This window comes from Cytobacillus firmus (assembly GCF_023715565.1).
In the GTDB taxonomy this organism is placed as follows: Bacteria; Bacillota; Bacilli; order Bacillales; family Cytobacillaceae; genus Cytobacillus; species Cytobacillus firmus_C.
Genome location: NZ_JAMBOJ010000042.1, coordinates 1 through 21,268, shown reverse-complemented (window position 1 = coordinate 21,268; position 21,268 = coordinate 1). Strand labels below are relative to the sequence as shown.

The following is a 21,268-nucleotide window of genomic DNA, read 5'->3' as shown; positions in this document are numbered from 1 at the left end:
AAAGGAATCGAAAATTCCCCCCGCCCGATTTCCTTTCAAAACTTCCCTCACTTTTTCCGAAACAGCGCACACCTTCATTCCAACTGTCCAAAATGTTATAATAAAGGAATGTACTTTACAGGGTCGACTAACCCGTTTTGCGGGAGCCCTGTTCTAAATAAATTCGACAAAATTCGGGTGGTGCCTGTCACCAACAAGGGGGTAGAAAGGATGATTCCGGAGCGGTTTTTGGAGCCTTTGGAGTTTGCAGCGAATGAGCTGAAGGGGCTTCTTCGGGCTGAGAATGATGAGGATGTGCGCCTGGTGCAGAAGGGGCTGATGCTTTTTCGGCAGGGGCTTGTGTATCAGCTGCGCTTTGACGGTGATAAGGTGTCGGCGACCGTACAGGACGTGACTCCCGCAAAGGTTGAACTGGATTTGGAGTTTATCCATTTGAGTGAGTGTTCCTGTCCTGCCGAAGGTTTTTGCCGGCATCAGACTGCTGTGTTTCTGCAGCTTCTTTCTAAAGCCAGAAGTGTGTCCATGTGGATTGAAGAATGGCGGAAGCCGATCAAGGAAAAGCAGACCGCCAAGAATTGGGGACTTCAAAGAGCGAAGGATCTGCTGAAATCCTCCGGCCAGAAGAAGAATACAGGCTATGACGGATGGATTGACGGATTTGAGGAAAGCTTTACCGAACTGCTGGAAAAACAGGGAGAACCCCGTCCTTATGTCCTGCCTGAGCTTTTCCATGTGTATCTGCGCCGCATGAAAGCGGGAGCACCGGTAGAACAGGAATGGAAGCTGCTCTACCTTCTGATCGGCTATGTTTTTTCTTTTAAAAAGCTGATGGCACTGAGCAGAAAGTACGGCCATGGCGAGGAATTGATTGATCGCTACTACCGCCATCTCTATCAGTCCCTTATGGAAGATTCCGTCGAGATCATGAATAAATTGTCGGTGCACTCTCTCCCCTTCGCGTTCGATCAATTTATCGAAAAGCTAAAGGATGATTCTGCCGGATTGATCAACAGTTCCTTTGGGATGGAGTATGAACGGACCCATTTATATCGACTGTTATGGACGCATTTTTTTAAAAAGAAAGAGTGGCGTGAAACAGAGATCGAAAGGCTGGAACCCTTGGTCAAAGAAGAGGCAAACATGCCGTCAGTGGCAGGCTTTGTGCATCTTCAGATTCTTGAACGCAATGATGAACAGGCACTTCGTATTCTCAATGTGCCGAATGTCTTAATGACACCTTATATACTTTACTGGCTCGATTACTTTTCAGCCAATAAGGACTGGAATAGGATGGGCCCGTATGCAGAAGCATTTATCCATAAATTACGTGATTATCTGAAGGAAATTGATGACTATTACGCCTGCATGGATTTTACCCGGATGTCCATCAAGGCGATTTCTCCTTATTGCCTGGAAAGCAGTAAAATGGATTTGTATGAGAAGGCACTGATGGAGACGCTGCCGTACAGCTATAATGACTATGAATATTTGCTTTTTGAAAAAGGCGAATTCATGAAATGGGCGGACCTGCAGGCGTTCATTGGCTTTGATCTTGATTCTCTTGGCAAGGACCGGATCAGGGAAATCAGCAAAAAGGAGCCGTCCATCCTCCTGCCGCTATATCATCAATCCATCACGGGCCACATTAATATGAAAAACAGAGATCATTACCGCGAGGCTGTCCGGAAAATGAAAAAGCTTCGCACTCTGTATAACAAGCTGAAACGCCAAGACGACTGGCAGCTTTTTCTTGAATTGCTGCTTGAAAAAACGAAACGTCTCCGCGCTTTTCAGGAAGAATGCAAAAGGGGTAAGCTAATCGATGCTTAAAACGAGATTTCTTCATGTGAAAGTGAAAACAATAAACAATGACCGCTACCTGATTTTTGCTGTTGATGAAGAAGGTCGCCTGCTTTCTCCGAAGGAATGGATGCAGCTTCTTTTTATCCATCACAGGGAAAGCTTTTTTGGAACCATGCTTGATGCTGAAGAGACAGACGGAATTAAAGGCATCTCTGTAAGTGGATGGCAGCTGGTCACTCTGTTTGCGGCAGAGCAATTCAACCGCTTGATTGATTGGAGCTGGGATGAAACGGCCGAAGTTCTGCTGGCCTCCTCCCATGCTCTTTATGATTCGATCGTGGACCAGGAATGGATGCCGGATTTTGCAGCCTGGGAACAAGGTCAATTCCGTTGGGCACTGCCGGAAAGTGTGATCGCCGAATTCGGCACAAACTTTTGGGAGCAGACAGTAGAAGACTCTCCAGTCAGGGAATTTATCGGGGATTTATTTCACCACTCCCTTGATGGCTATATGAATCAAAACCAGGACGCGAAATCACAGTTCGGCGAGAAGCTTGAAGCCTTGCGGAGTGAGCATCTCTCACCACGTGACCTTGCAGCTTATTTTGATGAAGAAAGCTGGCAGGAATGGATCGGGGTCAAAGCAAATGAAGCTCCTTTCTCGATCGGACTTAAGCTGGAAGAGCCCGGGGATATCGATACAAGCTGGGATTTGACGATTTTTCTGCGGGGAAAGAACACCCCGGATGTATTTGTCGATTACAAGGACTATTCGAATTATCCGGATGAATGGCATGATTATGAAGATTCTATTGAAAAAGAGATCCAGCGCTGGCTGGAGCTTTTCCCCTGGCTTGAAGGCAAGCCCGGCGAGATTTCGACTATGCTGACAGAGGATGAAGCCTGGACTTTTCTGACGGAGGCAAGCGAAACCATGCTGGCTCTTGGCGTTGAAATTCTGCTTCCATCGTGGTGGCAGGCTATGAAGAATGCAAGCCTGAAGGTAAAAGCAAAAGTGAAAGGAACCGGAGGCCATCGCCCCTCATTTGTCGGTCTTCAGTCGATGCTCGATTATGATTGGCGCTTCAGCATGAATGGCGTTGACTTAACAGAGGAAGAATTCCGGGGCATGGTAGAGGAGAAAAGACGGCTCGTCTACGTTCGCGGGCGGTGGATTAAGCTGGATCCACACTTTGTCCGCCATATCCAGGATTTAATGAAGAAAGCGGAAAAAGAAGGTTTGCATGTCCGTGATTTGATCGAGCAGGAGCTTATGGCTGACGGGAGCTCACAGGAAGATGAGCTGGATAATCCTAAAACATTTGCCCGGATTCAGATTGAGCTTAACCGCCAATGGAAACAGATGGTGAAGCAGCTGCGGGATATTAAAAACCTTCCGCTTGAAGAGGTCCCTGCAAGCTTTAAGGGTGACCTCCGCCCTTACCAGAAGCTTGGGATGAGCTGGCTGCTGTTTTTGCGCCGCTATGGGTTTGGCGCCATTCTGGCAGATGATATGGGTCTTGGAAAAACGATTCAGCTGATCTCTTATCTTTTAAAAGTTAAAAAGGATGAAGACAGCGGCCCATCTCTCATCGTCTGCCCTACATCTGTTCTCGGCAACTGGCAGAAGGAAATCGAGCGCTTTGCCCCTAGCATGAGCGTATATCTCCATTACGGATCCAACCGCCTGAAGGGCGAAAGCTTTTCTGAAAAAGTAATGGGGTCTGATATTGTGCTGACCTCCTACGGACTCACCCATATGGATCTGGAGGATTTTGAAGCAATCGAGTGGAGCTCCATTTCGATTGATGAAGCCCAGAACATTAAAAATGCGCAGACAAAGCAATCGAGGGCTGTCCGGAAGTTAAAGGGCAAGCACCATATTGCTCTCACCGGAACACCGATGGAAAACCGCTTGACCGAGCTTTGGTCCATTTTTGATTTTACGAACCATGGCTATCTCGGCAGTCTCGGACAGTTCCAGAAGCGCTATGTTCTTCCCATTGAGAAGGATGAAGACAAAAATAAAGTGAAGCAGCTGCAGGCCTATATCCGCCCCTTCCTGCTCCGCCGCACGAAGAAGGATGAGGATGTGGCCCTTAACCTGCCCGATAAGCTTGAGCAGAAGGAATATTGTCCGCTGACTGCTGAGCAGGCTTCCTTATATGAGCAGCTAGTTCAGGATACATTCGCACAGATCGATAAGCTTTCCGGCTTTGAACGCAAAGGGCTGATCTTGCAGTTATTAAGCCGTTTAAAACAGCTGTGCAACCATCCCGCCCTTTATTTAAAGGAAGAGAAGCCTAAGCATGTCCTTGAGCGTTCTGTAAAGCTTGAGAAATTAAGCGAACTTGTCGGTGCTGTTCACGAACAGGGCGAAAGCTGCCTGATTTTTACCCAATATATCGAAATGGGGAATATGATCGCCCGCCTGCTGAAAAAACAATTCGGATTCGACGTGCCGTTTTTAAACGGAAGCGTGCCAAAGAACGAACGGGATTCTATGATCAGCCGTTTTCAGAATCATGAGTTCCCTGTATTCCTGCTGTCGCTTAAAGCCGGCGGAACCGGTTTGAATCTGACGGCAGCAAACCATGTCATCCATTATGACCGCTGGTGGAATCCCGCCGTGGAAAATCAGGCGACCGACCGGGCCTACCGGATTGGGCAAAAACGCTTTGTTCATGTGCATAAAATGATTGCTACCGGCACACTCGAGGAAAAAATCGATGCTATGCTTGAAAAAAAGCAGTCCCTTAATGACCAGATTATTACGAGCGAGAACTGGATTACCGAGCTTTCAACAGATGAGCTGCGGGACCTGGTTCACCTGACATAAAGTTGGTTCAGTCTTCAAGTCTTTGATATGCATAAAGTCTTGAAGGCTGTTCTTTTATTTTCGCATATTCCGGCTTATTAGGTTTTTGCGTCAGAAACGTGACTTTGCTGCCTTCCTTTATAATAAAACAGGACAGCAGCTCGTATGTAGGTTTCTTATCCCCTGAGATAATTGCCACCTGGCTTAATAAGAAATTAAATTTATAGTGAAGAGTTCTATCCTTGTCGTTGAACATAAGTGAAGTACGGCTTCTAAGAGGAATTCTTTGATAGGATTTGCTATTCTGGAGCTTAATGAGCTGAAGCGCATCAAAAAAGCTTGGCTGATGATTGGTCTTTAGACTTTTATTTTCTGTTTGAAAATACAGGTACCCGGCTTTATCTCCTTTACCCACTAAATCCCCTCCTTTCATTATTTTCAAAAAATATATTCGACATATTCCGTGAAAATCCTCCCTGGTTCTTAATACCTATTCAGCAATATTTATTGTTCGTGAATATCAATCACTTACAATGGAGTGACCAACGTTCACAAACGGCCTTTTTACACTTTATTCCCGCTAAGTTAAAAGAAAGAAAGCAATTGGCGGTGAAAAGGATGTCTTTACCTGAAATACTGAAAAAGTTAAGAACGGATCGAAAATGGACTCAGAATTTTGCGGCAGAAATGCTGAAAGTGGATCGCTCAACCATCAGCAAATATGAAACAGGCAAGGTCACCCCCACTTACCAAACCCTCATACAAATGGCAGAAGTATATAAAGTGGACAAGACCTTATTGACTGATGAATTGACGAGCCAATCCCCTTACTCAGCGGCGGACAAGACCATTTTAAAAGAAAATCCTGACGATAAAGACATGGAACTGATTAGGGAAATCATCAGCCATTATCCGGACCTGAAAAAAGCCCTTCTGGACATCTACACCTTTAACGAAAAGAAAAAAGCGCTTGCTGTGAGAATGATCAAGAACAACATTCATGCATTGAAGGAATTCTAGGATATTCGACAAAATTCGGGCGGTACCTGTCACCATAAAAAAATAACCCGGCACAAGTGTACCGGGTTCCAATTCGGGGAAGTTTTGGGGATATGATTGATTTTCTATAGGGAAGGAATATGTGTGGACAGCTGGTTGGGGGATGCCGTCAGTTCATGATGGTTAAGCGTTTAGGTGTTTGCCGCTTTTGTGCATGGCTGTTTTGCATGACCGTTTCACGGAGGAGTGATTCAAGCTGGAGGACTCGTTTGTTCAGGTCATCGACTCTGTGGTTTGATTTTCCGAGCATTTTGATGAGGCTTTCAAGCATAAATTCCATTGCCTTTTCTCTTTCAGACACTTCATTCAAAACGGAAGCTCCTCCTTGGTTACAGTCACAGGAATGTCCTCTGTCTTCTTCCGTTCAAGAAAGCGGACGGATTCCGCTACCACCTCAGTTACATAAATGCGCTTCTTATCCTGATTATCATAATGCCTTGTCTGAATCCGCCCGGTTACTCCAACCAGGGTTCCTTTCCGGCAATACTGCGATGTATTTTCGGCCGTTTTCTTCCATAAGGTGCACTGCACAAAGTCTGCATCGATTTCACCATTGTGGTTCCGGTACTGGCGGTTAACGGCCAGTGTCACATTTGTTACCGGAATTCCCTCCTGTGTCCTTTTCAGCTCAGGATCCTTAGTCAGCCGTCCAACTAGGGTCACTTGATTGATCATGCTATTCATCTCCTCTCTTTGATAGCCTAATCATAGCCGGAACTTCTCTCCTATGTAAAAAAGCGAAAATGTGTTTTTCAAAGTGCTTTTTCAGCAAAAACACCCTTAAAATTTAATTTTTCGTCCCTGTTCAGCAAAAAACGACCTCGAAAATACGATTTTCGCCCTTAATAAAAAGAAAATTCGACAAATTGTCAAATTCGCTTTCAGTTTGGGCTGTGTTATAATTTTTTATAGACAACTTATTTTAGAGATGGAGGTAAGCCATGAAAACATTTAAACTTGTTTCTCTGCAATTGGTGGAAGAAAATGGCCTGATTGATATTGAATTGGATGATGGATTGATTATCAATAAAGAAGATGAAAAGAGCAACTGGCTTCTGGAGGCATTTGTTGATAAATCCTATCTTGAGTACTTCAAAAAGCGCGCTGATGATGAGGACGAGCTGACCATCCAAGTTGTTATTACCAAAAAAGAAAACGATCCAGCCGCATTCCAAACTAAAATTACCTCTATCAGCGAACTGGAAAACCATATCAGCATCCTTTTTGAGGGATCACTTAAAAGAACGAAAAATGATTACGCCGAATTGCTGCTTCAGGACCTCTTGGCCCAGGGCTATATCGGCGACAATCTTCTCGATGAATTCAAGGATAAGATGCATAGCAAGCCGCGCCTGGCCACTGCTAAAAAGGAAAATAAAGAAACTCCCGCTCAGTCATGACGGGAGTTTTTCTTAATCTTAACTATTACCTATCAATATTATCTTCATCCTGCATATCAAGCTTATCTTCCACAGCGTCTTCGCCCGGATCGTTTTGGTCTTCCATCAAGTCGCCGTCGTCATCTGTATTGATGTCGTTATCATCTGTATTTTCATTCAGATCATTCACATCTCCATTTTCCACATCACCATTTTCCTCAGTGATTGTATCATCCTCCGGCGGCGGCTCCTGGTCGTCAGTGGCACAGCCTGCCAGTAGCATGGCGGAAAGAACGGATCCTCCGATAAGTGTTAAAAGCTTTTTATTCATCGTAAAAGCTCCTTTCAAAAGGTGTATTGTCGACCTGCTGTATTGGTCTTCCTTTATATTTCCCAAAAACCGAAACAACTTGCATCTTTTTTTACAGAAAAAATCCCGCACATTGTGTACGGGATTCTCAATAATTATCTTTCAATCGCAAACATAATTTCCGCTTCCATCACGACTTCGCCATCCACGGTCGCACGAGCTTTGCCTTTTCCGATTCCTCTGCGGACGGAAAGAAGTTCTACCTCCATGAGGAGTGTATCGCCCGGCCGCACCTGGCGTTTCCAGCGGCATTTCTCCACACCGGCAAAAAAGGCGAGTTTACCTTTATACTCATCCAGTGACAACAGCGCCACAGCACCTGTCTGCGCACAGGCTTCAAGCGTCAGACATCCCGGAAATACATTGTAATTAGGGAAATGCCCATTGAACACTTCCTCGTTGGCACTAACATTCTTTTTGCCGACAGCCCGTTTTCCAGGCTCAAGTTCTTCAATGGAATCCACAAACAGGAATGGATATCGGTGAGGGATGATTTCTTTGATTTCTTCTACATTTAATTTCATATGTATCGCTCCCATGCATTATTTAGTACCAGATACTAATAGCTTATATTCATTTTACTAAAAAATTGGTGATACGCAAAGGGCCAACAAAAAAAGAAGGGTTTGCTGCCCTCCTTTTCATCTCTATTCTTTTTCCACCAAATCCACAATATGCGTCCAGGTGGACTTTGAAAAAATATCCTTTACTTCGCCGCCGCCAATGACACCATACCCGACCGCGGCTCCTGCCGTAACGCTCAGGAAAATTAAAAGCACGACAATAATAATCCGAAGCCAGATCGGAATGAGACGGATGCGAACCCGCCCTTTACGCGGTGACTCATCTTTGCTGCGTTCACTTTTCAGTTGTTCACGCGTCTTGACTGCTTCTTGATTACTGTTGTTTACTGACATTTTATTTCCCCTTTTTGTCTAACGTATTCCATTGACCAGTCCCATCATTTGATCAGCCATGGAGACAGATCTGGACTGAAACTGATAAGCCCGCTGGAGGTTGATCAATTCTGCCATTTCCTTGGACAAATCCACATTGGACTGTTCGAGGGAACCCTGGGCCATTCCAATCTGTCCGCGAAGTGCACCGTTCAGCTCTGTAAAAACCCCCTCGCCGTCTATCCCTTCCGGCAGGCCAAGAAGATTTTCGCCTTTTTGCTCCAGGAATTGAGGCTTGTTGATCAGGACCACTCCAAGATTGAATTCCTGGATGCCACCATTGGCTGCTTCTGCCAAGAGGCTCCCTGTATCAGTTACTTTAAAATTTTTAGCCTGTCCATTTATTATAATCGAATTATTATTTTCATCAAGAACCGGAAGTCCGTCAGCTGTCACAAGCATGGTCTCATTATCTGAAATTGGTGTTAAATAAAAAGCGCCCGCTCTGGTAAAACGCACTGCTGCTCCGTCTTCTGTCTGCTCCAGCACTCGGAAATACTGGCCTTCCTTTGTGAATGCAAAGTCAAGCGCCCTGTCTGTTGCCTTTAATGATCCCTGCTGCATGACGATTTGGGACTGTGCCAGCTTTGCGCCCACGCCCTGCCTGATGCCTGCCGGTGTCAGCCTTCCTGCCTCTGCAGCCGGATTTCGCTGATTATTGAACTGCTGAAAAAGCAGATCAGTGAAATTGGCTTCCCGTCTTTTAAAGCCAGCTGTATCAATATTGGCCATATTATGGCTGACAATATCCATCTGCTTCTGCAGCTGGGCCAGAGTATTTGTTGCCGTGATCATCGTACGATTCATTGTTTTTCCCCCTTAGCGGGTCTGCTGCAGTTCATTACCCGATCCGCCCGATTTCATTTGCGGCTTTCTCCATACTTCGGTCATATGCCTGCAGAACCTTTTGGTTTGCTTCAAAAGAGCGGTAGGCTGCCATCATATCTGTCATTGTACGGGAAGCATCCACATTGGATCGCTCCAAAAAACCCTGCTGTAGCTTGAATTGGACATTCTGCGCATTATAGGCATTTTCGAGGATGCTCTCTTCTGTCGCTGCAAAAAGTCCGTCGCCTTCTTTTCTCATGCTTTCGGGATTTTGGGCAAAAGTAATGCCTAGTCTGGCTGTTTCACCTGCTTCACCGGTAATCACACCATCTTCGCTTACTGTAAAACGGTCACTGGAGAGCTGAATCCGCTCACCTGCATCATCTAAAATATATAATCCGCCTGCTGTCGTTAAATAGCCCCCGGCATCGACGGTGAAATTCCCATTCCTCGTATAACGCGGCTCGCCATCTGTTCCAGCTGCGGTATAAAAAACAGTCCCTCTTAAGCCTGTTTCCGGATTAATCGGCAAATTAAGATCCAGCAATGCCAGGTCAGTACCTAGGCCTGTTTCCTTCATATCTCCCTGCATGAAGGACGGAAGTGTCTCCTGCATATAAACCCCCGTAGTCAGTCTGCCGACTTCATTATTAAAAGGAAGATTTAATCCATTTTCAGTCGGCACGGTCTGCTCGCCCATGCGTTTGAGAAGCATTTCCGGAAAAGCTCTCAGGCTTGTCTGATCTGCTTTAAAGCCGGGTGTATTGGCATTCGCCATATTATTTGTCAGTACTTCCGTTCTCCGCTGCTGTGCAAGCATTCCGGAAGCAGCTGTGTAGAAACCTCTAAACATCTGTTTCACCTCTATTTTTTCCGAACAATCTTTTCTAGCTATATTATAGAAAACTTTCCGACAATAAACATTAAAAATTTGAAGAATGTAGTCAAATTTTGAAAAAAGCTGTACCTTTTTTTCATCGGCAGAAATGGTAAAAAGTTTACTTTCAGTTGACCCAAAAAGAAAAACCCGCCAATTTGGCAGGTCCGTTCTTTATACAAGCTTCTTCTTCGGAAGCTTATCAATATTATCAAGCATGATGCCAGTTCCAACAGCTACGCAATCCATCGGATTCTCGGCAATTAAGACAGGGACTTTCAGCTCTTCCGCCAGAAGCTGGTCGATTCCGTGAAGAAGCGCGCCGCCTCCTGTTAGAATTACCCCGCGGTCAATGATGTCTGCAGACAATTCAGGCGGTGTGCGTTCCAGCACGCTTTTAGCAGCCTGGACGATGACATCAACGGATTCTGCCAAAGCACCCTGAACTTCCTCGGACCGGACTGTAATGGTTCTTGGAAGACCTGACACCATGTCGCGGCCGCGGATTTCCATTTCTTCATTTTTGCCGCCAGGGAACACAGTCCCAATCGTTACTTTAATGTTCTCAGCTGTTCTTTCGCCGATTAAAAGCTTGTACTCTTTTTTGATGTATTGAAGAATTTCGTTATCAAACTTATCTCCGGCCATTTTTATGGATGAAGACGTCACAATATCGCCCATTGATAGAACCGCGACATCTGTTGTACCTCCGCCGATGTCGACAACCATGTTACCGCTCGGCTGGAAGATGTCCATGCCAGCTCCGATGGCTGCAACCTTTGGCTCTTCTTCGAGGTAAATCTTTTTGCCGCCGCTTTTTTCAGCCGCTTCCCTGATCGCTTTCTGTTCAACACCTGTCACATTTGTCGGGCAGCAGATCAGAATGCGAGGCTTTGATAAGAAGCCTTTAACATTTAATTTGTTGATAAAGTGCTTCAGCATCGCTTCTGTTACATCAAAATCGGCAATAACCCCGTCTTTTAACGGTCGGATTGCCACGATGTTACCCGGTGTACGGCCGACCATGCGGCGTGCCTCTTCTCCTACGGCCAGCACCTTGTTTGTATTTCGGTCAATTGCTACCACCGATGGTTCATTCAGCACAATACCACGGCCTTTAACGTGGATAAGCACGTTGGCTGTTCCTAAATCAATCCCAATATCCCTAGCAAACATTTCTCTTTTTCCTCCTTGCAACATGGCCAGCTTCTGTCCGCACCTTTGAAGGCTCTCTCTATTTAGGCATTCTTAAAACGAACTTCGCTTATTAATTTTTAGTTAGATGATCAGATTATTATTCGTAACAGCAGTTCAAGCCACGCAAAAAAATCAGTTCTTTAATAAAAGAAATGATTTTGCCCGGCGTCTCTTTAGGAGTCCTAGTCTTTACGAACCAAGTTCTATCCTAATTTTATATTTTATCACATTCCATGTGAAAGCAGTAACATTTTGACAGAATTTGTGAGACTTTTTGCGGGTTTTTGTCGAAATGGGGAAAAGGATGCAGGCGACTTGTAAAGGGGCTTAAATCCATAGAGCAAAGCCAAGGTTTCAGGCTATGGAAACAGCTTATGAGCTTTTAGCCCCCGGAGCCGCAATTGAGGTTTCATGTAAAGCTTTGAAAATTAGCCGTGACACTTCTAAAAATGGCAGTCGTTAGCCTTTGACGCCCTTATCGGCGCCATTTGTTTCATTTCATTTAACTGGCTCTTCTTCCATTTCTTCTTTTTTATACTTCATTTTAGTGGCTTCACCCCCGCGCAGATGGCGGATCGATTTATGATAATCCAGGATTTCCTTCACTTCGTTTGCCAGTTCAGGATTGATTTCAGGCAGTCTTTCTGTCAAGTCTTTATGGACTGTACTTTTGGATACGCCAAACTCCTTCGCGATGACGCGAACCGTTTTTTTCGTCTCCACGATATACTTTCCAATCTTGATAGTTCTCTCTTTGATGTAATCGTGCACACCACTCGCCCTCCCCAATTTGGATGTGAGAAGCGTGAAATGAGACTCGCTTTCTGTCTGGATTTCAACTGTATTCCGCATGGATTTCTGATTAATTGAATTTAATCGTACATGCGCCTGAAAATCTTGTTTTCAGTTTGCGATAATTAAACATGTCCTCAACATATTCATTAGTTTAGTAAAACGATCCCTCACCTCATACATTCTCTTTGTAAGGTTTGTAACAGTTTATTAGCTTGGTTGAGGGAATATGCACGAAAAACGCAATAAGGACAAGGTTTTGTTTAAATTTTTTGAAAATAGGACATCTGGAAGCCAAAATAAGAATTTTTTAAAAATATCTATAGGGTATTCGAGAAACAAGCAACCTAAAGACCTGAGACAACTTTCCTAATTTTAAATGTTCTACGCACAAGATTCAGGACTTTCCCCGCAGATTTGACAAAATCCTTCATTGTCTGTTCATACATCGTGAAAACAACAAACCGTTTCATTTTTATCATGAAAATGCATATATCTAGAAAATACAGAGTTCAATGAACTATATAGATTTTCGAAAACAAGGGAAAAGAGCCGGGAACTCCTCCCTATTGTGAAGCGGATCTTTTTGCCGTACTATTTTCTCGGAAAACAATTCATTTAATTGGTTATAAAACCACAATATTCCATATAAAGGATGAGTATAGAATGAAAACACGTAAGGAAAGAATTCAAAATGAAAAAAGGAAGAAGATGAAAGCTAGAGGAATGACGGCAGCCAGTACTGTATTTGCGGCAGTAATTGCGTCATCCTGTTTTAGCGCTTCAGCAAAAGAAGCCCATGCTTTGACAGGATTTTATAAAGTAAAGCAGGGGGATACTTTATACAAAATCTCCAGAGAACATGATATGACTGTTAAAGAATTGAAAGCGGTTAACAACTTAAAGACTGACAAGATCCATCCTGGCCAGAAATTAGAGGTTCGAATTGAACGACATACAGATGATTCCTTTGAGACAGCCGTTTATACAGTGGTGCCTGGCGATACACTTTGGGGAATAGCAAAGCGCTACCGCATGACTGTCAATGAACTGAAAACATTGAACAAGTTAAAAAAGGACATGGTCCTCATCAATCAAAAATTAATCATTAAAGGTGATATTTCCAGAACGAAGGCTATCATCACAGGGGCTGCAGACAATTTTACCGTCGAATTTAAAAACGGGGATGATTATTTTACATTGAAGGTACCCTATGGGACAGCAACGTCTTATCAAAAAATGGCAGGAAAAGAAATCCTTGTGGTTTACAAGGACGACGCTCTGATCAATATTCAATAAATGAATGGAAAGCCGGATTTAGCCGGCTTTTCTTCGTTAACCACATCACCCACCCGCTCATCAACATTCCAACCACGTAAATCTGATGCTTAATAATGCAGTGATCTCATTTGACTGTCAGTGGCTTTAATCAACTCACCCCAGGTTCTATGTCCCCTCTGCTGAAATTGATAAAGCAGTTCAACAAATAGATAAGCAGTCGTCAAAGCATCACCAGCGGCGCGATGCCGGTCATATATGCGGGTGCCAAATGCCATGGCATACCGTTCAAGGTCGCGCATATCAAAGGATGGAGCTATAAAGCCAATCAGATCCAGAGTATCAATGGTCAGGAAATTTTTTAACGCATGCTTCTCCCGTTTACATTCACTTTTAATAGCCAAGGCATCGAAGCTAACATAGTGCCCTATCAGGCATACAGCCTCCCTTGATTCGACATACTCAAAAAAGCTCTGAATAGCTTCTAAAGCCTTCGGAGCATCTTTGACCAGCTCATCGGTAATAGAGGTGAGTTCTTTTATTTCCCGAGAAATTTGTCGTTTTGGGTTAACATATGTCTGAAAAAGGTCCTTTTCCTGCACTTGAAATCCTTTTACCGGGACGGCGCCAATTTCAATGATCCGGTCTGCCGCAGAAACCTGAAATCCTGTTGTTTCCGTATCAAAGACTATAAAATTCAAATCTTCAAAGGGAGTGGATAATGGAATACTTTCGTATCTTAATGAACATGACACGTTTTTTCTGAGAAAAAACATACCAGCCTCCTTTTAAAGCTATAATGTGAATCTTGCCATTGCCTGGCTCTGTAAATCCTTTAATGTCTTTAAGCTTAGAATCAATTCTTCTTTTTCACGGGTAAACATTCTGGAAAAAGAGATAACGGAAGATGGTGAGGCACCGCTCTTTTCCTGCTGCCAGCGCTGGGTGACATACAACGTAAGTATAGTGCTTACTGATCCTCTCAAATCGTGTGCAAACTCCTTTGAAAATACCTGCCTTTCCTGCAGAAAATCTATTTTTTCAAGCGGTGTGCCTGATAGTTTCCCATTCATTAAAGAGAGTATCTGCAGGCTATGATGATAAGGAAATAAAACTTCTTTTTTCATATCCATGCTTTTGCGCTGCAGTTTAAATAAGGAACGGAGCGGCTGATCCAGCGTGGGAACGGGATGTTCCCTTTCAAGCTGTGCCAGACGGTATAAAAAAATCCTGGATCTTTTCATCTGCTCCTGAGTCATTGCTTCAAATTTTTCATGCAGCCCTTCACTCCCCGCAATGAACCGGTAGGAGAAAAAGTTTTGTGCTAACAATAAATTGTCATTAGTGGATTGAAGCATCCAGGTTCGCAGCCGCTCCTGCCATACTGCCAGCGACCCCCTCCATTTCTCCTCACTGCACATCATAAGCCCTTTGCATCGTGCATAACCGGCACTTTCCATGTTAGAAGTGACCCTTTTGCCCAGCTCTTCAAAAAAAACGTCGGCTTCCTCCGATTGGCTTTCATAAACCAGGAAATGATCCTGATCTGTGAGTATGAACTGCTCTTCCCGGCCGCTTGCGCCCATATGATAGAAAGAGAATTCGCATGGCTGCTGTAAGCCCTTTTCCCTCAGTTCGGAAATTGATAGTGATATAACTCTGCATGCAAGGCGATTGTATAGCTTTGTTATGATTTCAAGTGTTTTTAATATAGGAACACGATCTCTTATTAAGGAATCAAGTATCTCATAGATGCCGGTTTTCACTTGCGGAAGGCTGTTCCGATCAGCTGTTTCGATTTTTTGAACTGTCTTTATCACATTTTCATTTTTCTTTCTCAGCAAATCTGATAAGGTCACAATCCCGGCGACCTTTGAATCTTCCATTACCGGCAGATGTTTGATTCCTTTGAAAAGAATCAGCGAAAGGGCGTCATAATAATAAGCAAACCTGGATACCGTGACTGGACCCGCTGTCATAATATTGCTCGCCGGAGCAGTAATATCGGTCCCTTCGGCTGCCACCCACTCTACAATGTCTCTTTCCGTAATAATTCCTTTTAAGCTGTCCTTTTCTGTAACGAGGACCGAGCTAATCTTTCTTTTTTGCATGAGCCGCGCAGCCTCCTGAATGGTTACTTCAGGACTGACAGTGGCTGCCTCACTGCTCATGACATCCTGTACCCTGATCATGAATGCCTCGTTTTCCCCATAATCTTTCGCAAGCTTGACCTGTTCTGCAAGTGACGTGTATACATCCTTCAATCTGACGGCTACCTGAGTCAGCAGATAATCATGAACTGCAGGATCATCCCATCTTTTTCTCACCACTTCAAACGGAATGAAGATCGCTCTTACCTCACTGGAGGCTTTGACCTCAACAAGCTCTGCAGAAGTTGGTTTGGAGAAACCCAGAAAATCAGCAAGGCTGGAAAAACCAATCAGCTCTCCTGTTTGGACCACTTCGAGCACTTCCTCCCTCCCGCTGTGGTCGTTTTTCACTAATACCTCTGAAAGACCCTCTAAAAGGAGCAGAAGGCCTTCTCGCGGTTTATTTTTTTTCAGGATCATATCATTCTTTTTGTAGTGGCGTACTTCACACATGGTCAGAAGTGAAAGGGCCGTGTCAGTTTCCACCCCATGAAAAAAGGGGTGAAACCGCACAGCCTCCAAATTGTATAAGTTATACAGATTTTGATCCATCATCGTTCATCCATACTTCACCATTTTTATATACCATTTGCTCCGGATAGCGAAGATCCATAACTTCCTCCTGAATTTTTTGCGAAGGAGCGGCTGTCATGAGAGAAACTATGATATTAGCTGCAAATGCAGCTGCAGCACCAAACACACCGGCACCTGTATCAATAATTCCCAGAATAGTAAAGCCTCCATATTTTGCTGCAAAGATGTACGCCAGCGTAACACCTAAACCGACCAGCAGGCCGGCAATAACGCCCTGTGAATTTGATCGCTTCCACCAAACACCGAGAACGAGTGCCGGGAAGAATGTCCCTGTTGCAAGCGCAAATGCCCAAGCGACAATTTGTGTAATGGCTCCCGGCGGGTTAAGCGCGATCACACCAGCTAAAAGAGTGGCGATGACGATGGACCAGCGGGCAACGGAAAGGCGAGTCTTTTCAGTTGAATTTGGTTTCAGCACCCGGTAAAAAATATCATGAGCAAATGCGGAAGAAATCGAAATCATCAGACCTCCGGCCGTTGATAATGCAGCAGCCATTGCCCCTGCTGCCACAAGCCCGATGACAAACATGCCAAGATTGGCAATTTCCGGTGTCGCCATAACCACAATATCATTCGAGATAATGAGTTCCTGCCATTGAAGGATTCCATCTCCATTGCCATCCGCTACCTGCAGCTTACCTGTATCCACCCATGTCTTCGTCCAGGCAGGCAGTTCTGTAATTTTGCTGCCGGCAACCTGTGTCATTAAAATAAAACGGGAGAATGCTGCGTATGCAGGTGCAGACAGATAAAGCAAGCCGATGAACAGCAATGCCCATGCCCCAGACCAGCGGGCAGCCTTCATCGTTGATACCGTATAGAAACGGACAATAACGTGCGGAAGGCCTGCAGTACCAGCCATCAGGGTAAACATTAGGGCAAGGAACTGCCACTTTGTTCCATTGGTAAATGGCGCAAAGTATTCAGATATTCCCAATTCACGGTCAAGCTCGCCCATTTTCCCGACAATATCACCATAGGAAATCCACGGCAGAGGGTTCCCTGTTAATTGCAACGCCATGAAAATGACCGGAATTAAGTAAGCAATAATTAAAATGACATACTGAGCAACCTGTGTCCATGTTATACCCTTCATGCCTCCGAATGCTGCATAAAAGGCAATCAGAACGACACCAATCATGGTTCCAAGCTTTGCATCAATTTCAAACAGGCGGCCAATTACCACTCCCGAACCGGAAAGCTGGCCAATCGAATAGGTGAAACTGATGATAATTGTACATATGGCTGCAATCACCCGTGCTGTGTGGCTGTCAAACCGGTCGCCGATGAATTCCGGAACTGTGTAGCGGCCGTACTTCCTCAGCTGTGGTGCCAGCAGGAAGGTTAAGAGCAGATACCCGCCCGTCCAGCCCATAATATAGGCAAGGCCGTCATAGCCCAGAAGCATGATGGTTCCCGCCATCCCGATAAAGGAAGCGGCACTCATCCAGTCAGCACCAATCGCCATTCCATTAAAGATAGGCGGCACTCCGCGGCCGGCAACATAGAACTCAGACGTCTCTTTGGCTTTATTGTAAATGGCTATGCCGATATATAAAGCAAATGTAGCTAAAATGATGGCTAATGAGACCAAAAACTGTGTATCCAAGAACATCCCCCTTTTTTTCGATTGATTTTTTTATGAAGCCCCTTTTATTTCTCTGAATAGCGGAAGCCTGAACAGCCGCTCATTTTCCGTTAATTAATGATCAAGAACTTTCCCTGAACTGATTTGTTCATTTTTGCTTTCGTCAATTCCATATTTCCGGTCAATCGCATCTCCCATTTTTGCATTAACAAACAGCAGAATGATAAATGTCAGTACAGCTCCCTGTGCGCCCATAAAGTAATGGAATGGGAATCCGTTAATGGTAATATCGCTTAATGGTTCTGCAAAGAAGACTACGCCGAAAGAGGCAAGAAAGCCAATAGCAAAATAAATGATCATATTGCGAGTCTTTTCACGGAAATAACTATCCGCTACTTTTTTATCGATTTTCTTCAAAAACTCCACCCCCGGTAAAAATAATAAATCTGCATTCAAATACTGACGATTTGGTCCAAAACCACTCCTTCATTGTGATGTATGCAGCCGAATCGCTGCTATTTCACCGGACCCATTATCCGGACCCGGATAAAACCATTACCTTAAACTGAAAATAAATTTGACTGTTTCCATGAAAGGTGCGGGAACAAGAATGATTTGAACGAGGAAGTAAGCAAAAATTGATAGAAATGGGACTGCCAGGAAGATTGGCCTTTTCTTCCTTAAAGCAAGAAAAAGGCAAGTTCCTGTAATGATCATCATAGCCAGTAACGGAAGCAATTCGGTATCCCCCTTTTTAGAAAGCGCTGTCATTTTTCCGCTGCTTTCCGCATTGAGTTTTAAAATGGGTGTAATGTTTTCTGATTTCATTTAATTTTAAGAAAATTCATACTTTATTATGTACAAAAATCATTTTCAGGTCAAGTACATGCCGTGAAAAAATATAAATATTTTTGAAGGACTTTGATATATAAGGTTTTTTCAGTAAAAATAGCTGGAGAAGGCTTTAGGGTATTAGAGGAAAACACTATAGTAATAATGAAAAATGCCCAGAAAAAAAGAGCCCCTCCGGCTCCTTAGTCCAATTCTATAATGATCAGCGTAATTGCCTCCAGCAGATCGGCATCTGACCAGCTTGCCATGCTTCTTTTACTTGCAGCCGCCAGTGCATGGGATGCAGGTATGTGCACAAAGCCCGCCGGTAATTCAGTGTTTGTCGATTTTAACAGGTGCAGCACGGAATACATTATATTGTTGCATAGATAAGTCCCCGCTGTGTTTGAGATGGATGCAGGGTATCCTGCTTCCTTAAGTCTATTAACCATCCGCCGGATCGGCAGGGTGGAAAAATAGCCATCAGGGCCATTTTCCTCTATCAGTTTGTCTTCAGGTGCGACTCCGCTATTATCCGGCTCACCATCCTGGCAATTGATCGCGATTCTCTCAGGAGTAATCCCTGTCCGTCCGGCAGCCAGCCCAAGAGAAATCACTGCATCCGGCTTTTTACCGGCCACTTCCTCTACTATTTTCTGTGGTGCGAGATTGAAATCCACCGGCAGCAGAAGTCCTATAATTTCATAGTTTCCAATCGTTTTGCCATGCAATGCATTCACAATCTTTTCTGTAGGATTGATCGGAAAATCAAGAAAAGGTTCAAAACCTGTTAACAGCAGCTTCTTCATGTCTTCTCCCCCTGTATAGCACTTCGTTTATCGAAATATTATACAGGATGAAGATAGAATTGTCTAAAAGTATCAGTTCGACAAAATTCGGGTGGTGCCTGTCACCCAAAAAAGAGCCTGCCATTTCGGCAGACTCTCTATTATTATGCGTCAGTTGATTCAGTTGCAGTGTCTTCTTCAACTTGGTCGTCAGTTTGACCTTCGTCTTCGTCCGTATTTCCGGCATCTTCATCTGCGGATTCTTCGGAAGACTTGTCCTCAGATGGAGCAGCCTCATCGTTTTCTTCAGTTGCACCGCTGTTTTCCTCTGCATCTGCTTTGTCAGCAGTATCTAGCTCCTGTAAAGAGCTTAGCGGCTTATTGAAGAAATCTAGCGGATTGACCGGTGTTCCGTCTTTACGGATTTCAAAGTGTACATGTACGCCTGCTTCTTCATTAAACAAGCTTTCGCCTGCCTTTGCAAGGACATCACCTTGTTCTACCTGGTCGCCAACCTTAACATTCATCTCTGTAACAGATTGATATTGTGTTACAATTCCTTTGTCATGCTCCACTTCAATGACATTGCCCAATAGTGAATCTTCTTCTACCTTGGTAACTTTTCCGCTTAATGCAGCAAGGACATCAAATGTTTCCCCATCCTTAGTGGCAATATCAATACCTGTGTTCGGATGGTATGTGTTATTGTAAAATACTAGAGCAGCTTCCTGTTCTTCCGCCTTGCCGTCATAGTCATAGAATTGTTTTTGAATGACAGCTGAGTCTGGGTCTTTGACAGGCATTACGAAGTTTTCCATTGCACGGTTAACTTCCAATGCTGGCTCGTCGTACTTTTTGCCGGTAATATCAGTGGCTTCGTAATCGTAGCTGTCAGTGTCTGTAGCGTTGTCGCTAGTCTGGTACCAAAGAACACCGGTTAGAATGATGGCTGCACTTGCAATGTAGATAGCTGGGAATGCCCACCGCTTTTTCATAAAGCGTTTAAAGCTGGAATCTTGAGAAGATCGTTTCTTTTCTTCCTCTCTCATTTATCATCACCTCAGCAATCAGTCTGAACAGATTGAGAGGATTATATACATTTCTCAAAAAAAATTTTTTGGGCTTATTTTTCGACAAACGTTTTTGGATTATGCATGATCTGAGAAAATATTTTTAAAGGAGTTACTGAAGTATGGTTAAGTGGATAATACGCGTGCTGCCTTTCCTATATATGGTGCTAATTTGGATCCTGTCCAGCATGCCTGCTGATGCTGTGGTGGAGCTGCCGGATTTGGCGGTGGACCGGTTTATAAAAGAGTCAATGCATCTGATTGAATTTGGTATTTTGTATGTTCTGCTTGTACTGGCAGTGTTGACTGCCGTTAAGCTGACACCAGGAGTGAATATTCTTTTGGCTGTTTTGGCGTGCTTCTACGGGATTTTTGATGAGATACACCAGTCATTTGTACCGTACCGTTCTGCGACTGTGATTGACGTTATTAAGGATATTACTGGTGTGGCGGTGTGCTGGTATTTTATCAGCAGGGCTCTTTTTTATGGGAAGTTTAAAAAGCTTGGAGATTTTTTGTTGTTAATAAGGCGTCTTTGAATTGTGCCCGTTGATTTCCGCTGCAGCCACGCAGCCGAACCAGCAGGGAGGAACAGAGCTCCTCTGCTTCGCCTGTGGGGTCTCCCGGCTCCCTCTCCTCCCGCAGGACATTGTATAGGCTTCCTCGAAAGAACACCACACGAAGGAAATACGTTAGTATTTTCGGGGATCAAGTGCCCACAGCGAAGATCAACTCAGCAGATCATACCAGCCAATACATACAGAAAGAGGCTGGGACAAAACCCACCTCTGAAATGAAAAAGCCGGTGACATTTTACGACGAGTAAAATGTCACCGGCTTTGATTGTTTTTGAGAAAAATAAGGACCACTTCTGATACAATTAAGTTACC

23 protein-coding genes are annotated in these 21,268 nt (G+C 44.3%); 6 read left to right on the top strand and 17 right to left on the bottom strand.

What is annotated here, in order from left to right:
* The first annotated feature begins 210 nt into the window (after window positions 1–210).
* Together M3205_RS16625 and M3205_RS16620 are read left to right on the top strand one after the other, a co-directional pair.
* Entirely contained in the window at window positions 211–1,830 is a 1,620-nt protein-coding gene (locus M3205_RS16625) for an SWIM zinc finger family protein (protein WP_251170954.1), read from the top strand.
* Window positions 1,823–4,642, top strand: coding sequence for a DEAD/DEAH box helicase (locus M3205_RS16620; RefSeq protein ID WP_251170953.1), 2,820 nt, complete (start codon window positions 1,823–1,825; stop codon window positions 4,640–4,642). The genes M3205_RS16625 and M3205_RS16620 overlap by 8 nt, the downstream gene beginning before the upstream one ends.
* A 7-nt stretch (window positions 4,643–4,649) precedes the next feature.
* On the opposite strand, the gene M3205_RS16615 is transcribed toward M3205_RS16620, so the two are convergent.
* Window positions 4,650–5,036: a hypothetical protein gene (locus M3205_RS16615; RefSeq protein ID WP_251170952.1), complete on the bottom strand. Its 387-nt coding sequence runs from the start codon at window positions 5,034–5,036 to the stop codon at window positions 4,650–4,652.
* A 203-nt stretch (window positions 5,037–5,239) separates the two neighbouring features.
* On the opposite strand from M3205_RS16615, the gene M3205_RS16610 reads away from it, so the two are divergent.
* Complete coding sequence (locus M3205_RS16610; protein WP_251170951.1) at window positions 5,240–5,641, top strand: helix-turn-helix domain-containing protein; 402 nt, start codon at window positions 5,240–5,242, stop codon at window positions 5,639–5,641.
* 148 nt (window positions 5,642–5,789) lie between these two features.
* On the opposite strand, the gene M3205_RS16605 is transcribed toward M3205_RS16610, so the two are convergent.
* A complete protein-coding gene (locus tag M3205_RS16605; RefSeq protein WP_251170971.1) occupies window positions 5,790–5,981 on the bottom strand; it encodes a hypothetical protein in 192 nt (63 codons plus the stop codon).
* A 5-nt stretch (window positions 5,982–5,986) separates the two neighbouring features.
* On the bottom strand, window positions 5,987–6,355 hold the full coding sequence (gene ssb, locus M3205_RS16600; protein ID WP_251170950.1) for a single-stranded DNA-binding protein: 369 nt from the start codon (window positions 6,353–6,355) through the stop codon (window positions 5,987–5,989).
* A gap of 266 nt (window positions 6,356–6,621) precedes the next feature.
* On the opposite strand from ssb, the gene M3205_RS16595 reads away from it, so the two are divergent.
* Window positions 6,622–7,080, top strand: a complete 459-nt coding sequence (locus tag M3205_RS16595; RefSeq protein WP_251170949.1) for a YwpF-like family protein — start codon at window positions 6,622–6,624, stop codon at window positions 7,078–7,080.
* A gap of 25 nt (window positions 7,081–7,105) precedes the next feature.
* On the opposite strand, the gene M3205_RS16590 is transcribed toward M3205_RS16595, so the two are convergent.
* From M3205_RS16590 to spoIIID, 7 genes are all read right to left on the bottom strand, one after another.
* Window positions 7,106–7,390, bottom strand: a complete 285-nt coding sequence (locus M3205_RS16590; RefSeq protein ID WP_251170948.1) for a hypothetical protein — start codon at window positions 7,388–7,390, stop codon at window positions 7,106–7,108.
* A 134-nt stretch (window positions 7,391–7,524) separates the two neighbouring features.
* Window positions 7,525–7,953: a 3-hydroxyacyl-ACP dehydratase FabZ gene (fabZ, locus tag M3205_RS16585; RefSeq protein WP_251170947.1), complete on the bottom strand. Its 429-nt coding sequence runs from the start codon at window positions 7,951–7,953 to the stop codon at window positions 7,525–7,527.
* Between the two features lie 123 nt (window positions 7,954–8,076).
* A complete protein-coding gene (locus tag M3205_RS16580) occupies window positions 8,077–8,346 on the bottom strand; it encodes a DNA-directed RNA polymerase subunit beta (protein WP_251170946.1) in 270 nt (89 codons plus the stop codon).
* 18 nt (window positions 8,347–8,364) lie between these two features.
* The gene (locus tag M3205_RS16575; protein WP_251170945.1) at window positions 8,365–9,192 is read right to left on the bottom strand and encodes a flagellar hook-basal body protein; all 828 of its coding nucleotides are present in this window, start codon (window positions 9,190–9,192) and stop codon (window positions 8,365–8,367) included.
* 34 nt (window positions 9,193–9,226) lie between these two features.
* A complete protein-coding gene (locus tag M3205_RS16570) occupies window positions 9,227–10,066 on the bottom strand; it encodes a flagellar hook-basal body protein (RefSeq protein ID WP_251170944.1) in 840 nt (279 codons plus the stop codon).
* Between the two features lie 198 nt (window positions 10,067–10,264).
* Entirely contained in the window at window positions 10,265–11,266 is a 1,002-nt protein-coding gene (mreB, locus tag M3205_RS16565) for a rod shape-determining protein (RefSeq protein ID WP_061793486.1), read from the bottom strand.
* Window positions 11,267–11,785: 519 nt separating this feature from the next.
* The gene (gene spoIIID / locus M3205_RS16560; protein ID WP_009332173.1) at window positions 11,786–12,058 is read right to left on the bottom strand and encodes a sporulation transcriptional regulator SpoIIID; all 273 of its coding nucleotides are present in this window, start codon (window positions 12,056–12,058) and stop codon (window positions 11,786–11,788) included.
* A 687-nt stretch (window positions 12,059–12,745) separates the two neighbouring features.
* Between spoIIID and M3205_RS16555 the strand changes: the two genes are divergently transcribed.
* Window positions 12,746–13,378: a LysM peptidoglycan-binding domain-containing protein gene (locus tag M3205_RS16555; protein WP_251170942.1), complete on the top strand. Its 633-nt coding sequence runs from the start codon at window positions 12,746–12,748 to the stop codon at window positions 13,376–13,378.
* Window positions 13,379–13,467: 89 nt separating this feature from the next.
* Here the strand turns inward: M3205_RS16555 and M3205_RS16550 are convergent, their stop codons facing one another.
* From M3205_RS16550 to M3205_RS16520, 7 genes are all read right to left on the bottom strand, one after another.
* Window positions 13,468–14,133 carry a 3'-5' exonuclease gene (locus M3205_RS16550; RefSeq protein WP_251170941.1) on the bottom strand — a complete coding sequence of 222 codons (666 nt, stop codon included), beginning with the start codon at window positions 14,131–14,133 and terminating at the stop codon, window positions 13,468–13,470.
* A gap of 18 nt (window positions 14,134–14,151) precedes the next feature.
* A complete protein-coding gene (locus M3205_RS16545; RefSeq protein WP_251170940.1) occupies window positions 14,152–15,993 on the bottom strand; it encodes a DUF294 nucleotidyltransferase-like domain-containing protein in 1,842 nt (613 codons plus the stop codon).
* Window positions 15,994–16,039: 46 nt separating this feature from the next.
* Window positions 16,040–17,710 carry a sodium:solute symporter family protein gene (locus M3205_RS16540; RefSeq protein ID WP_251170939.1) on the bottom strand — a complete coding sequence of 557 codons (1,671 nt, stop codon included), beginning with the start codon at window positions 17,708–17,710 and terminating at the stop codon, window positions 16,040–16,042.
* A 93-nt stretch (window positions 17,711–17,803) separates the two neighbouring features.
* The gene (locus M3205_RS16535) at window positions 17,804–18,106 is read right to left on the bottom strand and encodes a DUF4212 domain-containing protein (RefSeq protein WP_251170938.1); all 303 of its coding nucleotides are present in this window, start codon (window positions 18,104–18,106) and stop codon (window positions 17,804–17,806) included.
* Between the two features lie 138 nt (window positions 18,107–18,244).
* Window positions 18,245–18,517: a hypothetical protein gene (locus tag M3205_RS16530; RefSeq protein ID WP_396105907.1), complete on the bottom strand. Its 273-nt coding sequence runs from the start codon at window positions 18,515–18,517 to the stop codon at window positions 18,245–18,247.
* A gap of 206 nt (window positions 18,518–18,723) precedes the next feature.
* A complete protein-coding gene (locus M3205_RS16525) occupies window positions 18,724–19,329 on the bottom strand; it encodes a pyroglutamyl-peptidase I (protein ID WP_251170937.1) in 606 nt (201 codons plus the stop codon).
* Between the two features lie 143 nt (window positions 19,330–19,472).
* Window positions 19,473–20,357: a M23 family metallopeptidase gene (locus M3205_RS16520; protein WP_251170936.1), complete on the bottom strand. Its 885-nt coding sequence runs from the start codon at window positions 20,355–20,357 to the stop codon at window positions 19,473–19,475.
* Window positions 20,358–20,500: 143 nt separating this feature from the next.
* On the opposite strand from M3205_RS16520, the gene M3205_RS16515 reads away from it, so the two are divergent.
* Window positions 20,501–20,917, top strand: a complete 417-nt coding sequence (locus M3205_RS16515; RefSeq protein WP_251170935.1) for a VanZ family protein — start codon at window positions 20,501–20,503, stop codon at window positions 20,915–20,917.
* Window positions 20,918–21,268: the final 351 nt, after the last annotated feature.